Annotated in this window: 22 protein-coding genes; 12 read left to right on the top strand and 10 right to left on the bottom strand. The window is 41.6% G+C overall.

The genetic code is table 11. The features are described from left to right. Positions 1-9: 9 nt before the first annotated feature. A complete protein-coding gene (locus ACM0OW_RS12670; RefSeq protein ID WP_414550456.1) occupies positions 10-1,212 on the bottom strand; it encodes a phosphoglycerate kinase in 1,203 nt (400 codons plus the stop codon). A gap of 89 nt (positions 1,213-1,301) precedes the next feature. Between ACM0OW_RS12670 and ACM0OW_RS12665 the strand changes: the two genes are divergently transcribed. The 3 genes from ACM0OW_RS12665 (at position 1,302) to ACM0OW_RS12655 (ending at position 4,814) form a co-directional block, all read left to right on the top strand. Next, entirely contained in the window at positions 1,302-1,709 is a 408-nt protein-coding gene (locus tag ACM0OW_RS12665; RefSeq protein ID WP_414550454.1) for a universal stress protein, read from the top strand. 706 nt (positions 1,710-2,415) lie between these two features. Next, complete coding sequence (locus ACM0OW_RS12660; protein ID WP_414550452.1) at positions 2,416-3,399, top strand: RNA polymerase sigma factor, RpoD/SigA family; 984 nt, start codon at positions 2,416-2,418, stop codon at positions 3,397-3,399. A gap of 623 nt (positions 3,400-4,022) precedes the next feature. After that, complete coding sequence (locus ACM0OW_RS12655) at positions 4,023-4,814, top strand: hypothetical protein (protein ID WP_414550451.1); 792 nt, start codon at positions 4,023-4,025, stop codon at positions 4,812-4,814. A 6-nt stretch (positions 4,815-4,820) separates the two neighbouring features. Here the strand turns inward: ACM0OW_RS12655 and cobO are convergent, their stop codons facing one another. The 3 genes from cobO to ACM0OW_RS12640 form a co-directional block, all read right to left on the bottom strand. Beyond that, entirely contained in the window at positions 4,821-5,507 is a 687-nt protein-coding gene (gene cobO, locus ACM0OW_RS12650; RefSeq protein ID WP_414550450.1) for a cob(I)yrinic acid a,c-diamide adenosyltransferase, read from the bottom strand. A 726-nt stretch (positions 5,508-6,233) separates the two neighbouring features. After that, positions 6,234-7,541 (bottom strand): vWA domain-containing protein, encoded by a 1,308-nt coding sequence (locus ACM0OW_RS12645; protein ID WP_414550449.1) that lies wholly within the window; start codon positions 7,539-7,541, stop codon positions 6,234-6,236. Continuing rightward, on the bottom strand, positions 7,538-8,794 hold the full coding sequence (locus ACM0OW_RS12640; protein WP_414550448.1) for a vWA domain-containing protein: 1,257 nt from the start codon (positions 8,792-8,794) through the stop codon (positions 7,538-7,540). The genes ACM0OW_RS12645 and ACM0OW_RS12640 overlap by 4 nt, the downstream gene beginning before the upstream one ends. Before the next feature lie 282 nt (positions 8,795-9,076). On the opposite strand from ACM0OW_RS12640, the gene ACM0OW_RS12635 reads away from it, so the two are divergent. The 5 genes from ACM0OW_RS12635 to ACM0OW_RS12615 all read left to right on the top strand — a co-directional run bounded on the left by ACM0OW_RS12635 (position 9,077) and on the right by ACM0OW_RS12615 (position 12,496). Next, positions 9,077-9,739, top strand: a complete 663-nt coding sequence (locus tag ACM0OW_RS12635; protein ID WP_323214542.1) for an ATP-dependent Clp protease proteolytic subunit — start codon at positions 9,077-9,079, stop codon at positions 9,737-9,739. 73 nt (positions 9,740-9,812) lie between these two features. Next, positions 9,813-10,406, top strand: a complete 594-nt coding sequence (locus ACM0OW_RS12630) for an ATP-dependent Clp protease proteolytic subunit (protein WP_414550447.1) — start codon at positions 9,813-9,815, stop codon at positions 10,404-10,406. A 463-nt stretch (positions 10,407-10,869) separates the two neighbouring features. After that, complete coding sequence (locus ACM0OW_RS12625) at positions 10,870-11,574, top strand: phosphoribosyltransferase (RefSeq protein ID WP_414550496.1); 705 nt, start codon at positions 10,870-10,872, stop codon at positions 11,572-11,574. Between the two features lie 69 nt (positions 11,575-11,643). Continuing rightward, positions 11,644-12,273: an HPF/RaiA family ribosome-associated protein gene (locus ACM0OW_RS12620; protein ID WP_414550446.1), complete on the top strand. Its 630-nt coding sequence runs from the start codon at positions 11,644-11,646 to the stop codon at positions 12,271-12,273. A gap of 4 nt (positions 12,274-12,277) precedes the next feature. Next, complete coding sequence (locus ACM0OW_RS12615) at positions 12,278-12,496, top strand: hypothetical protein (RefSeq protein WP_414550445.1); 219 nt, start codon at positions 12,278-12,280, stop codon at positions 12,494-12,496. Between the two features lie 317 nt (positions 12,497-12,813). Here ACM0OW_RS12615 and ACM0OW_RS12610 read toward each other — a convergent pair whose 3' ends face one another. The 3 genes from ACM0OW_RS12610 to ACM0OW_RS12600 are packed head-to-tail and all read right to left on the bottom strand — an operon-like array spanning position 12,814 to position 14,046. Next, a complete protein-coding gene (locus ACM0OW_RS12610; RefSeq protein ID WP_414550444.1) occupies positions 12,814-13,329 on the bottom strand; it encodes a hypothetical protein in 516 nt (171 codons plus the stop codon). Between the two features lie 21 nt (positions 13,330-13,350). After that, on the bottom strand, positions 13,351-13,554 hold the full coding sequence (locus ACM0OW_RS12605) for a ChaB family protein (RefSeq protein WP_414550443.1): 204 nt from the start codon (positions 13,552-13,554) through the stop codon (positions 13,351-13,353). A 42-nt stretch (positions 13,555-13,596) separates the two neighbouring features. Then, a complete protein-coding gene (locus tag ACM0OW_RS12600) occupies positions 13,597-14,046 on the bottom strand; it encodes a pyridoxamine 5'-phosphate oxidase family protein (RefSeq protein ID WP_414550442.1) in 450 nt (149 codons plus the stop codon). Positions 14,047-14,497: 451 nt separating this feature from the next. On the opposite strand from ACM0OW_RS12600, the gene ACM0OW_RS12595 reads away from it, so the two are divergent. The 3 genes from ACM0OW_RS12595 to ACM0OW_RS12585 all read left to right on the top strand — a co-directional run bounded on the left by ACM0OW_RS12595 (position 14,498) and on the right by ACM0OW_RS12585 (position 18,634). Beyond that, a complete protein-coding gene (locus ACM0OW_RS12595; RefSeq protein ID WP_414550441.1) occupies positions 14,498-14,725 on the top strand; it encodes a hypothetical protein in 228 nt (75 codons plus the stop codon). A 118-nt stretch (positions 14,726-14,843) separates the two neighbouring features. Continuing rightward, the gene (locus tag ACM0OW_RS12590; protein ID WP_414550440.1) at positions 14,844-15,353 is read left to right on the top strand and encodes a DUF5132 domain-containing protein; all 510 of its coding nucleotides are present in this window, start codon (positions 14,844-14,846) and stop codon (positions 15,351-15,353) included. Between the two features lie 269 nt (positions 15,354-15,622). Beyond that, a complete protein-coding gene (locus tag ACM0OW_RS12585) occupies positions 15,623-18,634 on the top strand; it encodes a cation-translocating P-type ATPase (protein ID WP_414550495.1) in 3,012 nt (1,003 codons plus the stop codon). A 159-nt stretch (positions 18,635-18,793) separates the two neighbouring features. On the opposite strand, the gene ACM0OW_RS12580 is transcribed toward ACM0OW_RS12585, so the two are convergent. Together ACM0OW_RS12580 and ACM0OW_RS12575 are read right to left on the bottom strand one after the other, a co-directional pair. Next, the gene (locus ACM0OW_RS12580) at positions 18,794-20,047 is read right to left on the bottom strand and encodes an NAD(P)/FAD-dependent oxidoreductase (RefSeq protein ID WP_414550439.1); all 1,254 of its coding nucleotides are present in this window, start codon (positions 20,045-20,047) and stop codon (positions 18,794-18,796) included. 3 nt (positions 20,048-20,050) lie between these two features. Beyond that, on the bottom strand, positions 20,051-20,383 hold the full coding sequence (locus ACM0OW_RS12575; RefSeq protein WP_414550438.1) for a lipopolysaccharide assembly protein LapA domain-containing protein: 333 nt from the start codon (positions 20,381-20,383) through the stop codon (positions 20,051-20,053). Between the two features lie 285 nt (positions 20,384-20,668). Here ACM0OW_RS12575 and ACM0OW_RS12570 point away from each other — a divergent pair, with 285 nt between their 5' ends. Continuing rightward, positions 20,669-21,406 carry a PRC-barrel domain-containing protein gene (locus tag ACM0OW_RS12570; protein WP_414550437.1) on the top strand — a complete coding sequence of 246 codons (738 nt, stop codon included), beginning with the start codon at positions 20,669-20,671 and terminating at the stop codon, positions 21,404-21,406. Positions 21,407-21,414: 8 nt separating this feature from the next. On the opposite strand, the gene ACM0OW_RS12565 is transcribed toward ACM0OW_RS12570, so the two are convergent. Then, complete coding sequence (locus tag ACM0OW_RS12565; RefSeq protein WP_414550436.1) at positions 21,415-21,840, bottom strand: hypothetical protein; 426 nt, start codon at positions 21,838-21,840, stop codon at positions 21,415-21,417. Between the last annotated feature and the right edge of the window lie 69 nt (positions 21,841-21,909).

The following is a 21,909-nucleotide window of genomic DNA, read 5'->3' as shown; positions in this document are numbered from 1 at the left end:
GTTAACTGATTATGCTTCGTCTAAAGCGGCAATTCCAGGTAATGTCTTACCTTCTAGCAACTCTAAACTTGCACCACCACCGGTGGAAATGTGGCTCATTTGGTCAGCTAAACCAACTTTTTCCACAGCAGCTACTGAGTCACCACCTCCGATGATCGTGGTTGTACCAGTTTTGCTAATTTCCGCCAGAGTATGAGCGATCGCCTCTGTACCTGCGGCAAATTTATCGAACTCAAACACACCCATTGGGCCGTTCCAAATCACGGTTTTGCAATCAGCCAAAGCTTCTTGGAACACTTTGATCGAATCGGGGCCAATATCTAAACCCATGCCATCAGCAGGAATATTGTCAATGCTGACAGTTGTAGCATTAGCATCGGGGGCAAACTTATCGGCTGAAACGATATCCGTAGGAAGCAGTAAGGCCACGCCACGTTCCTTTGCCTTAGCTTCCAAAGTCTTGGCTAGTTCTAGTTTGTCTTCTTCCACCAAAGACTTACCAACACTCAAACCACGGGCTTTATAGAATGTAAAAATCATCCCACCACCAATGATTAGCTTGTCGCACTTCTCTAGCAGAGTTTCAATTACACCAATTTTGCTGGAAACTTTGGAACCGCCAATAATTGCTACCAAAGGACGCTGGGGACTTTCAATCGCGCTTTGCAGATACTGCAATTCCTTCTCGATCAAATATCCACCCACAGAAGGACTCAAATAATGAGTTACACCTTCAGTAGAAGCATGGGCGCGGTGTGCAGTCCCAAAAGCATCATTTACATAAAAATCAGCATTGGCTGCTAGTTTTTTGGCAAATTCTGGGTCGTTCTTCTCTTCTTCTTTGTAAAAACGGACGTTTTCTAACAGCAGAACTTGTCCATTTTGTAAAGCACCGACTTGGGCAGTAACTGCATCGCCGATACAGTCATCAGTTTTCACAACTTCTTGACCAAGCAATTCTGAGAGACGTTTAGCAACTGGGGTCAAACGCAACTTATCATCTACACCCTTGGGACGACCAAAATGGCTGGCTAAAATTACTTTAGCTCCTTTTTGCATCAAATCTTTGATGGTGGGCAGTGCAGCGCGAATGCGAGTATCGTCTGTGATGTTTCCTTTGTCATCCAGAGGCACGTTAAAGTCAACTCGGACTAAGGCACGTTTACCGGAGATTTCAGCCGCAGACAAATTTGCTAAAGTTTTTTTGGACATAGATGGACTCTCCTGATTGCCTTTTTGTTATTGTTTTGAAAGTAGAACCATCAAGATTTTACCGGAGTCAGGGGTGCTAGGAGAGAGATATGTTCAAAACAGTACTATTTCCAATCGATCAAAGCCGAGAAGCACGGGAAGCTGCTGACGTAGTTACCAACGTTGTGCAGAAGTACGGTAGTCGCTTGGTGCTGCTGTCTGTGGTGGAAGAAGCGCCCGCAGATGCACCAAGTCCAGATCCAATGGTGTCGTCAGAAGTTGTATCCAAGTTGCTGGAAAATGCCCAAGCCTTGTTTTCTCAGCAAGGAATTACCGCCGAGATTCTGGAAAGACAAGGTAAACCCGCCTTTACTATCTGTGATGTTGCTGATGACATTGGGGCAGATTTAATTATCATGGGCTGTAGAGGGTTAGGTTTGACTGAAGAGGGCGCAAGTGATAGTGTGACAAGCCGGGTAATTAATCTTTCACCTTGCCCAGTGCTAATTGTGCCGTAGAGAGTGCTGATTACTGAGTGCTGTTAGCGGGGCGTTGAGTGGAGAGAGTGCTGAGTGGGTAGGGGCGGGTTTAAGCAGTGAGTTTGTGGTTCGTCGAAATCCTTAGTAAACCCGCCCGGACACCGAGTTATGAGTTCTGAAGGGGTTAAGGGGCGTGAGCTAGTTTGGTGTTGATCCCTAAGCTAAGTTGGGGATGGTTTGAGCATTCTCAATTTCAAACATTCGTAACATCCCTCCATTTTCGCAGGTGACTCAGTTCGGTTATCCGGCTACTTGTAAGCAACTGAGCAGAGGGTTTTAGCGTCACTATAGATATAGCTAGTGAGGTTAGGAAAATTTAATTTTTTTTAAACAAAGCAATTTTACATTATAATTGTAAGATTTGTCTGAGATACTTTACTATCCGCTTGATTTGTCTTAATATAGAGTAAGTAGAACTCATATCGACTTCATATTTTACGGTTGCAGAACGCAACTGAGGATAAAAAGAATTTTCACAAATAACTAAGTGTGCTTCTAAGAGATTCAAAAATTTAGGGAAGGTCAAGGAACCTATATCAGGGATGCATCTTCATCTTCCATACGCGGTGTATGAATTGAGTTCTTTTGGTAGCGCCCTATGTTCCGTGATATGTGTACTACCTTTCTAGACCAGATTTAGTTATTAAAGATCCGTCGTGTTTACGGAGTAGAGGACAACGCACCAATGGCTATTGTTAACACCAAAACTGAAAACCACAATACCAAGTTCACGGCTGATATGGTACGAACCTATCTGCGGGAAATTGGTCGTGTACCCTTGCTGACTAGAGATGAAGAGATTATCTTTGGCAAGCAGGTACAACAAATGATGACGCTTCTGGATGCTAAACAGGCTTTAGCCAAGGAACTAGATCATGAACCTAGTTTAGCAGAATGGGCTACCCATGTTAACCAACCGGAAACAGAAGTCACACAGACTGTAGCTCAAGGTAAACGAGCCAAGCAAAAAATGATTGAAGCCAACCTGCGCTTGGTTGTGGCGATCGCGAAGAAATACCAAAAGCGCAACATGGAGTTTTTGGATTTAATCCAAGAAGGAACTCTAGGTTTAGAAAGGGGCGTAGAAAAGTTTGATCCCACACGGGGTTATAAGTTTTCCACCTATGCTTACTGGTGGATTCGCCAAGCAATTACCCGCGCGATCGCTCAACAAGGACGCACCATTCGTTTACCGATTCATATCACCGAGAAACTCAACAAAATCAAAAAAGTACAACGCGAATTGGCTCAAAAGTTTGGGCGATCGCCTACACCTAGCGAAATTGCTCAAGAGTTAGAACTAGAGCCGATGCAGATTCGCGAGTACCTGAACATGGCTCGTCAACCAGTGTCGTTAGATGTGAAAGTCGGCGATAACCAGGATACTGAATTGCAAGAAATGCTTGAAGATGAAGGCCCATCTCCAGAGTATTACACCACCCAAGAATTCTTGCGTCAAGACCTGAATAATTTGTTAGCCGAACTCACCCCGCAACAACGACAAGTTTTAGCCCTGCGCTTTGGTTTAGAAGATGGTAATGAAATGTCTTTAGCCAAAGTGGGTGAACGCTTAAACCTTAGCCGTGAGCGCGTTCGCCAGCTAGAACACCAAGCTCTTGCTCATTTGCGCCGTCGTCGCGCCAATGTTAAAGAGTACGTTGCTAGCTAAAAGCAGACCGCTTTCGGTGACGCGCCTCCTGAAGTCAGGGGGCGATTTTTTACACAAATTTTATAGCAAAGGGCTGAGTGGCGAAAGTGCTGAGTAGGGGCGGGTTTTCAGATATGCTCAATTACTAATAATAATTTTAATAAACCCGTCCTTACATCAAGGCTTTGGGCAATCAACAATGTCCTAACCTGCTTGGCGGTTGCTGTAATTAAAAAAATATTCGCATTCATTCGGAATATAAATATTTGCTGTTGTAGCTTTCTATAGCGAGGTACTGAGTATAAACCCGGTTGCTTCACTGTTTTGAGCTATCAACGCTGTCCTTACATATCTGACTATGGCTAGATATACTGAAACATCTTAAATGATACAATGCTCGAAAATATTTATTTAAGACTTTTCTCCCGAAATCGGGTGAATCTGCTGAGGGACTTATGAAGGATTTTGATGATATTATACAATTAAAGTTCAAAATTACATAAAAACTTCATTTTTCAGACGTTATTATTCTAGACAATAGAAATATAGATCAAACCTTTGACAGAGCCTTGAACAATAATTACTTGGTTATGGTTTAAGTAAGTTGCAGAGTAAAAAGTTATTTTTTTGACAGGAGAAATCGGGTGTTTACCAACATTACTACATTCTTGACTGCGCGTCGGTTAAGACTCCCCATTTTGGGCTTACTTCTCACACTAGGTGTTGTGGGTGAACAAACTAAACCAGTATTAAGTAACCAACTACAAACAGCATCTAATTCCATTACTCTAGATGGCGATTTTGCTGAATCAGGTGATCAAACGCCTGTTTTAACTCGCCTTAGACAAGTTAAAGAACAAAGAAATCTGATTCGGGGAATTGCTGTTGAAGAACAAAGTGAAAACAATATTCAACAGTCGCCAGTTGAAACCTCAAACACTGACAGCAATGAAGTTACACGACGGAGTAAATTAGTATCCTCATCCCAATTATTGAGAAATATCAGAAATACACCGGAAGTTCCGGCGCTAGTTACCCGCATTCCCGGATCTCCAAGAGCAAATTTCCCGCAAAAAGATGGGACTTATCTCTATGGGGAATCGCCACAAGCTAACCAGATAGGGCAGTCCTATATTCTATTTGAGAATCGCCAAGGTAGAATAACGGGTGCGTTGTATATGCCTCAATCTGACTTTAGTTGCTTTCAAGGGGCTATAAACCCATCTGGAGAATTGGCCATGACAGTTACAACTTCTCCAGGAGATGTTGGTGTCAATCAACTAGCTACAGCTAATCAATTTCAAATACCTAGCTACACTGATGACCAAATGATTAGCTATCCTTATTCTGTGGGACTGCAAGATTATCATCAGATCAACTCTATCAGCACTAACGACCAACGCATTTTGCAAAGCTGTAAAGCCGTTTACCAGTGATGCTAATTAAAACTCAATCCCTGGTTGCGCTTTCACGCCTTGATCCCGGAAAGGATGCTTGATCAGAGTCATTTCGGTGACTAAATCGGCTTGTTCGATTAAAGCAGCTGGTGCGCCTCTACCTGTGAGAATTACGTGCTTATTAGGTGGTTTTTGTGCCAAACCTGCTAAAACTTCGTCTACCTGTAAATAGGCCATTTTTAGGGCGATATTAATTTCGTCCAATAGGACTAGCTGGAAATCTGGATTGCGGATATATTCTAAGGATTTTTCCCAAGCAGCGCTGGCTTTATCGAGGTCGCGATCGCGATCTTGAGTTTCCCAGGTAAAGCCTTCGCCCATAGCGTGAAATTCAATCTGGTTTTCCCAAAGGCTGAAAACTTTTTTTTCTGATGGTTCCCAAGAACCTTTGATGAATTGAATGATCGCTACTTTATAGCCGTGACCAAGCGATCGCAACACCATTCCCAAGGCCGCAGTAGTTTTACCTTTACCGTTACCAGTATTAACTATAATTAACCCTTTTTCTGGCACAGCCTCCGCTATCCGCCGATCCTGTACCTCTTTGCGGCGCTGCATCTTTTTGCGGTACTGTTCATCAGTTAGGTCAGTTAGGGTTGAGGACATCACTTCGTCTATTAAGCGTTCAATTTCTTTATCTGAGTTTAACTCGAATGGTGTATCACTTTTCATCAACCTTACCTGAAAAATAACTGCTTTAATCAGTAGAATATGGATCTTTATCACGCAGAGGCGCAGAGGCGCAGAGAGTTAGTGTTGGAGAATACGAATTTTTTTAGGTGGGCTATCAAATTATTTGTCATTTTATAGCGGTTCTTAAATATATAAACCAACTCATGGTTTCATCAGGTATATGTAACTATAAACATTCTATCTATTGGCAGAATTTAAATAATTCAGAATGTAGAAAATACCAATTTCTTCCTTCTTGAGGAACGACTGAAGAATGATATGTTAATTTAGAAGTATATCTTTTTGATCTATCCAAAAATGTTGAATATCTACATTTTCGGAGGATTTTATTAATTTTATTTTTCGAGAATGTTCACCTGATATCGGACTACTATTTGATTTTTGTTGGCGTAGCTTGCCCTTGGCGCTTAAAGACACGTAGTGAACTGACAAGCCTAAAATAGTACATTAGACGTAGGTTGGGTTAAGCGCAGCGCAACCCAACGCTGTTAATGATATTGGGTTTGATTACGTCAAACGCCAGTTGCTCATGGGGGAAACCCCCAAGATCGCACTGGCTCCCCAACCTACAATTTTATGCAACATTTTAAGCTTGTCACGCCACTACAATACTTATTTTTTCCATAAATAAAATATGATTCCTATATAGCAAAGTGCTGAGATTTCTATGCAATTGCTACCAATGGCCAGGTGTCCAACATCTGGCTAAGAATCTTGCAAAACTGTCTTTGATGCCATCCTAGTTTTTTTGAGGTCTGCTTCCGAAAGTTCTCCCCCAGCTTGCAGACGCGTCGCAGAAGTTTGCAATACTGTGGCTGCACCTTGATCTCCTATTTGTAAGGCCGTGTTAGCAGCAGTTTGTAACATTGTGGCTGCACCTGCGCGATCGCCTTGTTGTAATTTCGTTTCGGCTAACTGTGTTTGTCTATACTTAGCTAATGCCAAAATAGACTGCTGGACTGCGGGATTGGGAGCAGGTCGATAAGGCTTGACCACATCTACATAGATCGCTACCATCGGCGAAACTAAGTCCTGTTTATTCTCAGATGGATCATCGTAGCGGATTTGTAAATGTCCGATTACCTGTTTGCCTTCTGGTAATTGTCCCAGATAAATATTAGCCAAAACTACCCTTTCCATATCTTGCATTAAATCACCCAAGCGCACAGCAAAACCCCCATGAGTTTCCGTTTGCACTGGTAATTCAATAGTGTCTGGAGAAACTTGGGCAATGGGTTTAAATTCTGCTAGGCGGACATCAGGAACCAAAGACAGCAACAGGTAGGCATTGGTGAGCCTCACAGACTGAATGCGCCGCAATAAATGGCGAAACTGATCCAGGGCTTGTTCAGGACGTTCAATGTAGGCTAGAGTGCCACCCCCGGCATCAGCAATTTTTTCCAACAGATCCTGGTTCCAATCATTACCAAAACCAAGGGTGTTAATAGTCAAATTGATTTTAGCCGCTTTGTGAGCAAATTCTAGACAGCGCTTATTGTCATCTTTACCAATTTCAAATTTCCAAATCCGCAAACTACTTTCGCCATGACCATCTGTGAGTAGAAACGCTTGGGAAACTGCGCCTCTAGTCCCTTTCATCAGTTCTGTGATTCCCAGTTGTAACCCTTCGGCAATTGCTGTCCCGCCGCTAGCTTTGAGTTTCTTTTGAATCTGGGCTTTAATCCCGGCGATATCTTGGACTTTTTGGTTAGGGATAATTACTTCCGCACTACCAGCAAAGGCTACAATCGAGATGCGGTCGCCGGAGGTGGGCGTTTCGCTATCACTTGGCTGTAGCCGATCCAATAATTGCTCCACGGCCTGAATTACTGTGGCGATGGGTTGACCATGCATGGAACCACTCTTATCGAGAATAAAGCATAAATTGAGTGGCAAATGCTGATCAAGTTCACCAGCGAGTGCAGAAATTGAAATAGACAGTTGACGTTGGTTGCTCGATTGAGCCGCATCAACATTAGTATCATTTAAGGCACAGAGCAATTGAACTTTCATTGGTGAGGAGTATCTTGCAACACGGTTTTTGAGACAATTCTGGTTTTCTTGCGATCGCTCTCAGATAAGTCACCACCAGATTGGAGTTGAGTAGCCGAAGTTTGTAACACTGTCGCCGCACCTTGATCCCCCATTTGCAGAGCAGTTTTCGCCGCAGTTTGTAACATTGTGGCTGCACCCGCGCGATCGCCCTGTTGCAATTTTGCCTCAGCTAATTGGGTTTGGCGGTACTTGGCTAAGGCCAAAATAGACTTCTGCACACGGGAATCTATCTGTGGTTGGTAAACCCCAGTTACATTGGCATAGACTGGGATATTATCTGTACATAAACCCTTATGATTTTGGGCAGGGTCATCGTAACGGACTTGAACTTGAGCGATCGCCTGTTTACCTTCTGGCAACTGTCCCAGATAAATATTAGCCAATATCACCCGCTCTGAATCTTTCATTAAATCTCCCAAGCGCACAGCGAAGCGTCCATCGGCTTCTTGCTGTATGGGTAACTCAATGGTGTCTGGGGCAACTTGGGCAATGGGTTTGAGTTCCGCTAGCCGGACATGAGGCTGGAGGGTAATTAGTAAATAAGCATTGGTTAATCCCACTGTTTGGACTCGGCTGAACAGGCGGTTAAAATGGTCTGCGGCTTGTTCCGGTTTTTGAATGTGGGACAGACTACCTAAGCCAGCATCAGCGATTTTTTCTAAAACATCCTGATTCCATTTGTCACCAAATCCTAACGTGTTCAAAGTCAAATTATAGCCAGTCGCCAGTTGAGCAAACTTCAAACAGCGTTGGTTATCACCGTGTTCATTTTCGCCATCAGTTAACAAAAACGCTTGAGAAACAGTTTCTTTTTTGCCCTTGGCTAATTCTTCAATTCCCAAACGTAAACCTTCATCAATAGCCGTTCCACCGTCCGCAGCTAGGCTATTAATTTGTTTTTTAATTTGTTCTGGATTAGTAATCGTTTGATTAGGGACTAAAACTTTAGCACGGTGATCAAAAGCTATAACACTCAGGCGATCGCCAGGCTTAAGTTTATCAACCAGACCAATAGCGGCTTGCTTCACAGTTTCTAAGGGTCGCCCGTGCATTGAACCACTATGATCGAGAATTAAGCATAAATTCAATGGAATATTGCGGTCTTCTATTTCTGCGATCGCGGAAATCGACACTGCCAACTGACGTTGACTGCTCGGTTGATGCGCGTCTAAATTACCATCATTCAAGGTAGGCTGCAAGTTGACCTTCATAACCCAAAATTCCTATTTAGCATATCTATATAAATAACTTCAAAACGCCACATCAGCACTACGGAAAAATTAGGGCGCGGCGGGAAGAGGCTGGGGGCTGGGCGCAGGGGATAAGAGGCTGGGGGGCTGGGTGCAGGGGGCAAGGGGGAGAAGATTATGACTTCCTAATGACCCTGGATCAATGACTAATGACTAATTAGCGAGAAATCCACACTTGATGTAGGCTAGCATCGCGTTAGGATGTATTACAGTTAACGGCATACTTTCAGGCGATCAGTTGCTATGGACAATTCCCCCATCAAGGCTGTTCAAGCCCCTTATCAAGGTGATAGTTTTTACCGGACACCGCCGCCAGATTTACCTTCCTTATTAATGAAGGAAAGAATTGTATATCTGGGAATGCCATTAGTGCCTGCGGTTACGGAATTAATTATCGCCGAATTGCTTTATTTACAGTCAGACGACCCCGAAAAACCCATCAAAATCTACATCAACTCCACGGGGACTTCCGGCTACAGTGGCGAACCCATTGGCTTTGAAACCGAAGCTTTCGCCATCTATGACACCATGAAATACATCAAGCCTCCCATCCACACCATTTGTATTGGTTCGGCAATGGGTATGGCAGCGATGCTACTCAGCGCTGGCACAAAAGGTTGTCGCGCCAGTTTACCCCACTCCTCTATTATCCTGCATCAACCTAAGAGCTACGCCCAAGGTCAAGCAACGGATATTCAAATTCGGGCGAGAGAAGTTCTGATCAACAAAACTTCCTTAGTTGATATTCTGGGTCACACCACAGGACAAGCACCAGAGAAAATTACCAAGGACATGGATCGTTTGTTATACATGACTCCTTATGAAGCCAGGGACTACGGTTTGATTGACCGAGTTTTTGAGAAAGAAGAACTCGCCAATCCCCCATTACCTGCCAGTGTTCTTTAATGACTGCTGAGTGCTGAGTGCTGAGTGGAGAACTTGCTCATATTCCCAATTAATTACAAGCGGAGTCACGAAGATGCCTATAGGTGTTCCTAAAGTTCCTTACCGGATGCCCGGAGGACAATATACAGATTGGATTAGTATTTATGATCGCCTTTACCGGGAACGGATTATTTTCCTGGGACGAGATGTTGATGATGAAATTGCTAACCAAATTATCGCTGTCATGCTGTATCTGGATTCAGATGATCCAGGTAAGGATATTTATTTATACATAAATTCCCCCGGTGGGATGGTGACATCCGGCATGGCAATTTTTGACACCATGCAACACATCAAATCAGATGTGGTGACAATTTGCGTCGGTTTAGCCGCTTCAATGGGATCATTCCTGTTAGCAGCTGGCACGAAGGGAAAAAGAATGGCATTGCCTCATTCTCGGATTATGATTCACCAGCCCTCTGGTGGTACTCGTGGACAAGCCAGCGATATCGAAATTGAAGCCAGAGAAATTCTGCGGATTCGTCACCAGCTCAATGGTATTTATTCCGAGAAGACTGGTCAGGCTATAGAGAAGATTGAAAAAGATATGGATCGTGACTTTTTCATGTCTGCTGCTGAAGCCAAAGAATACGGTTTAATCGACCGTGTAATTGAAGAGCGTCCGTAGAATCATGGGAATTAGGAGTAAAGAACCGCAAATTTCATCACTCCCCATTTTCTAGACAAAACCCTCAATTAAATAACGTGCAAATCTGTTTTTTGACCTCACCCCGGCTTTAACTTGCATCAAAGCTCCCCTCTCCTTACCAAGGAGAGGGGTTGGGGGTGAGGTTCTATATTTTGTTAAATCCGCACACCGTAGCTAAATATTTGCTGACTATTATTAACTAATATTGACAAAAAAAACAGCATAGGGGAATTTTAATGACTCTCTTCACCCTACCCCCTGCCCCTTTTCCTCCATTAGATAGATCCGTAGATTGATGATGTCGCCTCGTTAGTCAGAGGTTGTGCAAGGTATTACTTTCTATGATCAATTTAGAAACAGTAGCAACACTTGATGACTAGTATTAGTAAGCATCACCAGTGAGGCACTGAAATTAATCTGGAGAGAAAATGCCCGTTCAAAAATAAAACTTTATTGTTGGGAAAAATATCAGGAGAATTATACCATGCTATTTAAAAATCGTACAATAGCAGGTCAAATTTTAGCCGGAGAGTTAGCAGATTATACTAATCGTTCCGATGTCATCGTCTTAGCTCTACCCAGGGGTGGTGTACCCGTCGCCTTTGAAGTTGCCAAAGCCTTGAATGCGCCCTTAGATGTGCTGGTGGTGCGGAAACTGGGTGTGCCTGAGCAAGAAGAGTTGGCAATGGGTGCGATCGCATCCGGCGGAGTACGGATTATTAATGAACATATTGTCAACTTGGTGAACATCTCCGAGGACACAATTGCCAGAGTAGCGGCGCAAGAAGAACGGGAATTAGAACGTCGGGAACGTCTTTATCGAGGCGATCGCCCATTCCCTAATTTAGAAAAACGCATAGTCATCTTAGTAGACGATGGTTTAGCTACAGGTGCAACCATGTGGGCGGCAGTAGCATCTGTGCGGCGACAACACCCCGCGAAAATAGTCATTGGTGTACCCGTGGCTGCTAGCGCCACTTGCCAAGAGTTACAAGTTGCGGTGGATGAAATTGTCTGCGCTGCCACACCCGACCCATTTTATAGTGTTGGTTTATGGTACGAAGACTTTCCCCAAACTACAGATGATCAAGTTCGTGAGTTGCTGACAAAAGCCCAAACCAGCCATCAACCATTAACTCTTACCTAGACAAGTTTTGACCTTTATAAATATCAAAATTGATGCTTGCTAATAGCCTATTTAGAATTTAACAAAAGTATGAAAGTACCACCAGAAATTACCTATCGCAACGTCGAGAAAACAAATGCGATTGATAACCTAGTGCATGAAAAAATCGCCAAATTAGAGAATGTTTGTGATCACATAAGTAGTTGCCATATTGCCATTGAAAAGGTACATGATCGCCCCCGGAGTGGTTCACCTTATCGCGTGCGGATTGATATGACTGTACCCCCCGGTCACGAACTGGTAGCAGAAAGAAATCCCGCAGAGAGTAACCAATACGACCCTTTAGATGCGGTGATTCGGGATGCTTTCAATGCAGCGCGTCAGCAACTAGTAAAACTTAATGAACGGCAACATGAAAGCGACCGCGCTCAAAATCAAGAAGAAGCTGAGGAAACAACCGCACTAATCACCAAACTGTTTAAAGATCGGGGATATGGCTTCTTGAAAACTTTGGACGGTCATGAAATCTACTTCCACCGTAACAGTGTGATCCATCATGACTTTGACCGCTTAGAAATTGGGACAGCCGTGCATTTTTCCTTTGTAGAAGGCGAAGAAGGCCCCCAAGCCACCACCGTTAAGATTTTTGATAAGCCAGGTGTTCGGGCTGGTAAGTCGGAGCAGACCATGATTGAACCGCCATTGGGCTGGAAGGAATAAGCCTATGAACTCACAAGTTGATCAACTCAAACACACGGCATCTCAACTGTTAGCCGCCATGTTATCCAACCCGCATATTTACCCAAAAGTCAGTGATGAGGGCAGCACTGGGCGCATGGAACAGCAATTAATTATTGTCGCCGTGGAGATGGCCCAAAGTTTAAACCAACAGATAGAACATTCTCATCCCCACGGTACAGCCCAACTCAACCAAAAAAACTAAATTATTCACAGCGTAAGGGAAGCGCCTGTGAGCGTTTGATTCCCTATGCGTTTGTTTCTTCCCAATCCTTTTTTTGTAGGGTGTGTTGTCGCGTAGCGCAACGCACCATCCTAAATTATCGGTGCGTTAGACGTAGGTTGGGTTAAGCGCAGCGCAACCCAACGCTACCGATGATGTTGAGTTTCCTTACGTCAACCCAACCTACAATTTTTTGCATCATTTTAAGCTTGTCACGCCACTACTTAAATGAAATGTTTTTTACCAGCGTAGGTCATAGGGTGGGGAGGATGTTAACTCAATTCAAAATTCCCAAAAATTCAAGCAGTTCCTAATTCTGCATAACCTTGAATATTTTCCGGTTCAAATTGGCGCAGGATGCGAGTAGCTTGGCGGATTAAGTCTTCATTTCCTGTGACTACAATCAGATATTTGCCAGCATTTAAACGGTTACGGTAGGTCAAAGCATCGCCACTACCAACTGTTAAACCAACTCCCCCACCAATAAAATAAGCACCTAACGCACCAGATGCAGCGCCTAGTAAACCACCAATAATTTCATTTATTAATGGATTAGCTTGGGGCAGAATGTCAATTCTCGTGAGCAAGTTGAAGGCAAAACCAGCGATAAATCCAAAGGGAATCAGCCAGTAAATTAGTTTATTTACTTGTTTACTGGCTTGTTTATTTGGATCAATAAATCCAAATTCGTCAGCGCTTTTATAACCTTTGCCTAAAATATCAACTTGTGACATGGGCAAATTTGATTTTTCTAGTGCCGAGTAGGCGGTTTCTGCTTCTATTCGGTCAGGTAATACTGCAACCAGGTAATTCATCTCAAAACCTCCGGGACTTTCTTATTCAGGCTTTTTGTGCCAATTGCCATCTTCGCCTTTTTCGTAAACTCGCTTAACTGCACTCCAAGCAACACGAAAGGCTCGTTCTTCTTCTTCATATTGTTCTTCAGCACTATTAAATGCGGCTTGAAAAATTTCTTGGCCGTGTTGGGGTAAGTTTTCTTTAACTAAATCTGGTAAATCTTCAAGATGTTGGTAAGGCATAGATATTACTTTTTAGCCGCAGTTGTTGTGAAGATGAATTTATCAAGAATCAACTCCAATTGTTTGGGGGTGAATGCTTGATGGAGTATCCCAATAATCAACTTTGTGAATATTCACTTTGAGTAAAACTAAGTCTGGTTCGTCTAATCCTTTGGGTAGCCAAGTCTGAAGTTCTGGTTGCCATTGTTCTTGCATTTTGTTACGGTCATTAATTAGTTCACCTGTACCGGAAACGGAAACATATCTCTGTTTATCAGGTGAGGTAAAACTAACGTTTAGCTGCTGATTGCGTTTAATATCATTTACCTTTTGAGTATTGGCGGAGGTAAAGAACCAAATTGCGCCTTCAGAGTTAATGTCACCACTTTTGTACATGGGACAACTGTGCAAGCAGCCATTTTGATCAATTGTGGTTAACATCCCACAGTTAATATCTGCAATCAATTCACCCAGCTTTTGAATTTGTTGTTCGTGGTGTGTAGAAGTTGTCATGATTGTTTTATGGATATAACTTTTCTAGACGAGTAATCTGTGAAATTTAAATGGCTGAATTAGCAAATTTGGAGGATAATAAACTCCTTTTCACTTTCAATAATTACTAATCATAATCTCCAAAAACTACTAATGACAATTTGGAATTCATCATAAGTGCAGAATTTATCTATGTTTTTGGATGAATCTTGGATAATTGCTATCCAGCCCTTTCTTAGTATTAAGGATGTTTATGATTAATTACATTACTCTAGAGGTATAATTATGCTAAATTCTATTTCTTCCATGTATGCCTCTAGAGGTAAAATATCTATGTTTAGATTGATCACAGGTTGAAAAAAGCAATTCAGTAAAATTATTATGAGGTTATTTCATGGAACTTTTTATTAAGAAAGGTCTACTCACAAGTTTTGTTATGATCGGGATCTTGCTTGTAGTTGCCCTTCCTACAATGAAGTCCAGTTCTAGTCATTCTCTGATTACATCAATTAAAAAATCAGAGAAAAATTTAGAATGTAATATCAAAGGCAATATCTCCGTTAAGACAGGTAGTAAAATCTATCACCTTCCGGGTATGAAATATTATGAATCCACAGTTATAAATCCAGCCCGTGGAGAAAGGTGGTTTTGTACAGAATCAGAGGCGATCGCCAATGGTTGGCGTAAATCACGCAGGTAGTCATGCAGCAAAATAACGCTGTTGAGGATCTAGTTTTGCGACTTTAGGCTGATGTAAATCAAGATAAAATTCATCAATCTTGATATATTGATGCCCTACTTTCGGAGAAAATTGGCAGATGACATCTACGTTTGATTTGCAAGAAGTTAATGTACCTGAAATTGTCGATAGTCTGGCAACAATAATTTTTTCACCTCTAATTATTCCTGTTGCTGAAGCTGTCAAACAACCTATAGTTAGAACTACTATAACAGAGGGTATGGCTCTATCTGAAAGGTTGGGGCAAGTAGTTACAGCAGCCAGCGAAGCTTTAGAAAAGATAGCAGCAGAAGTAAATCCAGATTTGACTAAAAACGGAGTGGAAACATTAAGTTATCAAAGTAATCAACACAATTTAACAGATGGTAAATCCGCCATAGCCCAGGATTTAGAGAATGTCATGTCTGATCTCAACGCCGATGTTAATCACATGACGAATGGTGTTGCTGATTTACGGTTACTAGTACCTCTAGGTTTGAGTTTATTTGCTATTGGACAATTGCTCAAGCAGGGGCTGAAATTTGAAGAAATTCCCTGGTATATATTAGCATGGTTGGCTTTTGATAGCTTTGTAAAACTTAATGATTAAGAATTATTAAAGTTAGTCAAGGTAAAGGAAAATTAGATAAATTTATATAAAAATAATACTTTTTTGATTAGACTTTGCAAGTCTTAATACTGGATTTATTCCTGAGCTTGAGTATAGCAACTATAATAATAATTAAGCATACAACATTAAACTATACGAATCCGATTTGATTGTTGAAAAAATCTAAGTATATGTAGGGTGTGTTTCATAAATCCAATATGAGTCCTATATGCTTAGTGATTATGGGCGATACAGGAGCAAAAATTGCGGTGATTCAAGCAATACACACTAAAGTTAAAGGGAGAGCTAGATACAAAGTTAATCAACTTTATCGTTCACCATCTTTAGCAAGATATTTGGAGCGATCGCTTGCCAAATACCCAGAAATATTCTATGTTAATGCTAATTCATTAACGAGTAATATTCTAGTTAGTTTCAAGGCTGAAAAAAGCTGGCAGAACATCGGCTTACTCATTGATAAAACTGTCAGACATTATCATAATAATCCTAGTTTAGCTCAAACCCAAAAACTTACCAAATCTTTCACAAATAAAAATGCCCAAGACCAAAAAAGCGATAATTGGCATTTAATCACAGCAGATAGAGTTATTGATACATTAAATACTTCAAAAACATCAGGATTATCTAGTGAATCTGCTACAATAAATCTGATTAAATACGGTTCTAATATTTTATCTGCAATCCCAACCCGTTCCTCTGCAAACATTTTAATAGACCAGTTTAAATCTTTGCCAGTTGCTTTACTGGGGGCGGCGGCGGGAATTGCCATTATTACTGGTGGTATGATAGATGCGGTCGTGATTATGGGTGTGGTTGGTTTGAATGCAGCGATTGGATACGTCACAGAAAGCCAATCAGCAAAAATCATTCAATCTCTCAAAAATCAAGAACAGATATTAACTGGGGTAATTAGAGAAGGTCAGCAGATAGAAATTCCTACAGAAAATGTAGTTGTTGGAGATATTTTATGGCTTAAATCTGGTACTTACATAGCCGCAGATGCCAGAATTATCGTAGCTGATAACTTGAGTGTAGACGAATCCGCCCTGACTGGTGAAAGTATCCCCATTCTAAAAACTATTGCGCCTTTGTCTGGTGGAAATATTCCCTTAGCTGACCGCTTGAACATGGTCTATAAGGGGACTTTTGTTACTGGTGGTCAAGGATTTGCTGTGGTTGTAGCCACAGGTAAATTTACAGAAATGGGCAAAATCCAACAACTTGTGAATCAGGCTACCTCTATAGATACTCCCCTAGAAAGACAACTAGATGAGGTGGGAAGTCAACTGGTTTTAATCGGTATGGGAATTTGCAGTTTAGTCTTTGGTTTGGGAGTGCTGCGGGGATATGGTTTAGTGACAATGATGCAATCATCTATATCTCTCGCAGTAGCTGCGGTTCCCGAAGGTTTGCCCACAATTGCTACCACATCCCTAGCTTTAGGTATCCGTGAAATGAGAAAGAATAATGTTCTCATTCGCAGTCTCAGCGCGGTAGAAGCTTTGGGTTCTGTACAGACAATTTGCTTGGATAAAACCGGGACAATTACTGAAAATAAAATGTTAGTGGTGGAAATTCGGACAACCACTCAACAGATTACTGTGGGGGAAGAAAATGTTAACCCCTATAGGAATGATGAACTGTTAAAGCTGATTCATATATCGGTTCTCTGCAATGAAAGTGAAGTCAGTCAACAGGATAATGGGGAATATTTGGTTACAGGTTCGCCAACAGAAAATGCTTTGATTAATTTGGCAATTAGTGCTGGAGTTGATGTTATCCAACTCAGGCAAAAGTATGGACTGCTAGAAACTAACTTGCGAAGCGAAAACCGTAACCTCATGAGTACAATTCATGAGATTGACAATCACCACAAATTGATTGCAGTTAAAGGTAATCCCGCCGAAATGATTAAGATATGTCAATGGTGGATGAAAAATGGCAAAGTTGTGCATTTAACAGCCGAAAATAGGCAGGCGATCGCACAGGAAAATGATCGTTTAGCTGGACAAGCACTGCGCGTCTTGGGAGTAGCCTACAGCCATATTGATCATTATGACAACGGTAATAATTATGAAACAGACCTGATTTGGCTGGGTTTAGTGGCGATGACAGACCCCATTAGAGTCGGGGTGAAAAAATTAATTGGGGAGTTTCATCAAGCTGGAATTGATACAGTGATGATGACCGGAGATCAAAGTTCAACTGCTTATGCGATCGCCCAAAAATTAGAATTGAGTCGCAATGACCAACTAGAAATTCTCGATGCGACTAACCTTGATCATCTCACACCAGAGGAACTGACAGCAATGAGCAACAAAGTAAACGTTTTTGCCCGCATCAGTCCTAGTAATAAACTGCAAATAGTCCAGGCTTTGCAAGCAGCCGGAAAAGTCGTGGCCATGACCGGCGATGGAATCAATGATGCACCGGCACTAAAGGCGGCACAAGTGGGTGTAGCAATGGGTAAAGGTGGAACCGATGTGGCGCGTGAAGTTGCAGATATCGTCCTCGAAGATGACAGACTAGAAACCATGATTATTGCGGTCAGTCGGGGGAGGACTATCTATAACAACATTAGAAAATCTGTGCATTTTCTCCTGTCCACCAACCTCAGCGAAATCATGGTGATGACCACTGCTACAGCTGCTGGTATAGGCGAACCCTTGAATGCGATTCAACTGCTGTGGCTAAATTTAATCACTGATATTTTCCCTGGTTTATCCCTGGCGATGGAAGCACCAGAACCTGATGTATTGAGTCAACCACCCCGCAATCCTGATGAATCCATCATCAAAAACTCCGATTTTGGCAGAATTATCTTTGAGTCAGCCACAATATCTGTCAGTACCCTAGCAGCATACACTTATGCCATCCTCAAATATGGCATAGGGGCGCGGGCTAGCACAGTTGCTTGTATGACTCTAATAACGGCACAACTACTGCATACTATTAGCTGTCGTTCCGAAAATCACAGCATATTTAGTCAAGATAAACTACCAAATAATCCTTACTTAAATGCTGCCATTACAGGTTCATTTGCTGTACAAATCTTAGCTATATCCATCCCACCACTGAGGAACCTGTTAAAGATTACCCCCATTAGTATTGTAGATAGTGCTGTAATTGGAAGTGGTGCTTTATTACCCTTCCTCCTCAACGAAAGAACAAAGATTCAGACCTTCCCGCCTGCAAAAATTGGCGTTATATCAATTAGACATCGAACGAATTTAAATATGCGTAACCTGAAACCCTTGTAGAGAAGTTGCATGGAACGTTTCTACAATTTTTTCCACCAAATGATGCAAAAAATTGTAGGTTGGGTTGACGTAACCAAACCCAACATCATTGACAGCGTTGGGTTGCGCTGCGCTTAACCCAACCTACGTTTAATACACTATTTATTGAATTTTGCTCAACTACTTTGCATCATCCACTTTATTCACAGAAAACCTGGACATCCAGTTTAATAAAAAGCCAAATTTCGACCTCAACTTTCTCAAAGCATAACTCCAAAAACCTTTATATACCTTCTCAAAACGGTAGTAAAACAAAATATTAACAATATCTTCCAGCTTCATAGGCTTGAGATAGGAAACGACCCTATCTACCAAAGTATCAGCATCCTCAATGTATGTCTTGATTGCCAGTTTTTCTGAGATTGTCCATTTTGCCAGAAAGATTCCGTGCATTTCTTCCTGATAGCCATTAAAGTCTTTTCTTTCTTCTCCAAGAAATTCATTAATGTATCTGCTAGCAACTTCAGAACTCAACATAGCGTGACGAATACCTTCACCTCCCAGAAAATTCACAGTTGAAACCGTGTCACCAATTGCGATAACTCTGCCTTCAGCATATATGTCTTGTAAGCCAGAACTGTATCGCAGTGTTTCGCCATGTACATCCAAAACTTTGTAAGTATCTGGCTTGAGATACTCTTTGATTAAAAGGTCAATATAATACTTTAAAGGCTTAATATCTGTAACTAATTTATGGCTTTTATTTAGTATTGCTGCACCCACTTTGAGTTGATTATTCCCCATTGGAAAAATCCAGGAATATCCTTTTGGCATCCATTTATAACCCAGTAAAAAAGTTAAAGTTCCTAAATTTTGTTTATATGCTTCATCATTAACTTCTATCAGGTACTCAATCCCAGTTCCCGTCAAAAACTCAGGTTGTGGTTTGCCTTTGCGACAAGTAATAGCCCTAGCAGGCCCTGTGGCATCAACTAGAATCTTTGAGGTAACATTTACCTCTTCGTTGACAAGATTATTTTTAATAGTAATTAAAATTTGATCATCTTGTTCCCAGTGATTCATGTAGCGACATCCCAGCCAAACTTCGCCACTATTGTTCTTCACCTCATCTGCTAAAAACTGCCGCAGCTTAGAAAAGTCTAAGACACTTCCTTGAGTTGTATCAGACTCCCAGACACCTTGCTTGTTTGAAGTCACAATCACAAACCTATTCCAAAAACTTCCCACAACACTTTCAGGCAAATTAAATTGCTTGAGTGTTTCTGAGGGAGTTACACCACTAGAAAAACTATTGCGACTAAAATCTTTAAATCTTTCTATTAGCAAAACCTTATAACCAGTTTTTGCTAATAATCTAGCGCAATGACCACCAGCCGGACCAGCACCTACTACTACAACATCAAAGTTATACATATTTTATTGATTTTCCTTTAAATTTAGATGCCTTTCCAGGTTTTCAATTCTTTGTCGCTGATGGGTGATTGTTTCTAGATATTTATGCGATTCATTCTCTAGTTCGGCAATTTTTAGTTTAGATTTAGAAATTTTTGAACTTCGTTTAATTACACTAGGAATTGACACAAGTAAACCGATTAAAATTCCTATGCCCAGAGTCAAGATTAGCACAATTGCTAGTGAAGCCTCAAAATTTACATTAAAAAATTTCACGCTGATAGTAATAGCATTTTGAAATGCAAACACTACAGCTAATAATGCTACCAAGACGGCAATAATGGAAAATATCCGCATTGTTGATGACCTCTCGCTTCAATAAGTAGTACAAGTCAGCGTAAATAAACAGAACATTCAAAATTAATGAAAAGCCTATGTATCAGCTTTTTGAATTTTGTTGTACGGGCGTATTGCAATACGCCCGTCCTGAATTCACGACGGTACTAGCCTGGGGATGATTTGACTGGCAATTACCAGAATATCAAGATCAGATAATTATCAGAACTTAATACAGACACATTGCTATTGAATTGCGAGTATAATGTTATCATTAATCATTAATACTTGGTAAGTATTTTTAATATGTCTACGCCATCTCAAGTTTTAAAGCACAGTGAGTTGCTAAAACGTTTAGTGCTTGACCGTGAAACAGTGGAAGAAGTTGGTCGGGTGTCACAACTTTTACTAGATAGTCAGGCACAAAGAGTGGTGGGATTCGCCTGTAAATCAGGATGGCTTGGTACTAAACAAAAAACCTTTGCTTGGAGAGAAATTGAAGCCATTGGTGCTGATAGCGTTTTAGTCAGCCGTCAGGATAATCACACTCCAGAAATTGCAGAATCAGTTAATCCAGTATTGGGAAGTGAGGTGTGGACAGATAGTGGTAATAAAGTCGGAAAAATCCAGGATTTGATATTCAATGTGGAGACTGGAGAAGTTGTTAACTATATGTTTTCTCATAATGGTTGGCAGGGATTAATGGAAGGGACATATTTACTTGCACCGATCATGATTTCGAGTGTAGGCGATAAGCGCGTGATTGTCTTAGAGAAAGCTGTGAAAAATCCCCCGAAATATACAGAAGGCTTGAGTGAAAAAATCAGTCAAGCTACGGAATTTATTCAAAAAGACTATGAACAAACTAAACAGGATTTGAAGTCTGTAAAACCAGGATTCCAGAAAGCTGTTGTTCAGGATAAAGATGGCGATCGCATCAACGCCGATCAGGTAGAAGAAAATATTTCTGGGGCTGAGACTAAATTGCAGTCAGAACCATCGCAACTTAGTCCCGAAAATGATACTTTTTCTGATAAAATATAATTTTGTTTCTATGTTGATTGTGGTTGTCGTTCCGAAGCTAGGCGATCGCAATATAAAGCCCAGACGACCCCAAATAACCCACTCAGGGAACCTGCGATCGCAGCTGTCACACCCCACCCCAAAGGCCCAGTCCAGTTAGTAATTTCCTTCAAAATAGCCGTACTAGCTTTAGTCACTATATAGGCTGTCCCGGTGGCGCTGACCGTCACTAAACCTAATTCAGCCAAAATATCTACAAGACCTTGACGAGATAAATCTTCCTGAAAATAAATTCTCCAAATGCTGATATACATGAGGATATCAGAAGCCGTGAGAATCAACTGTCTAGGAATTTCCCCTCCTGGAGTTGGTGCAGCTGAAGCCGTACCACTACCTATAGAATAAGTAGCGATCGCTAAAACAGCCTCCAACCTTTTCTTCCCAAAATCACTCATAATTCTGATCCCATAACTCATAACTTATTTAATCATTCTCCCCTCTCCTTACCAAGGAGAGGGGCTGGG

The organism is Anabaena sp. CCY 0017 (assembly GCF_963920885.1).
Taxonomy (GTDB): domain Bacteria; phylum Cyanobacteriota; class Cyanobacteriia; order Cyanobacteriales; family Nostocaceae; genus Nodularia.
The sequence above is the reverse complement of the archived record's forward strand: the minus strand, read 5'-3'. Positions and strand labels throughout refer to the sequence as shown.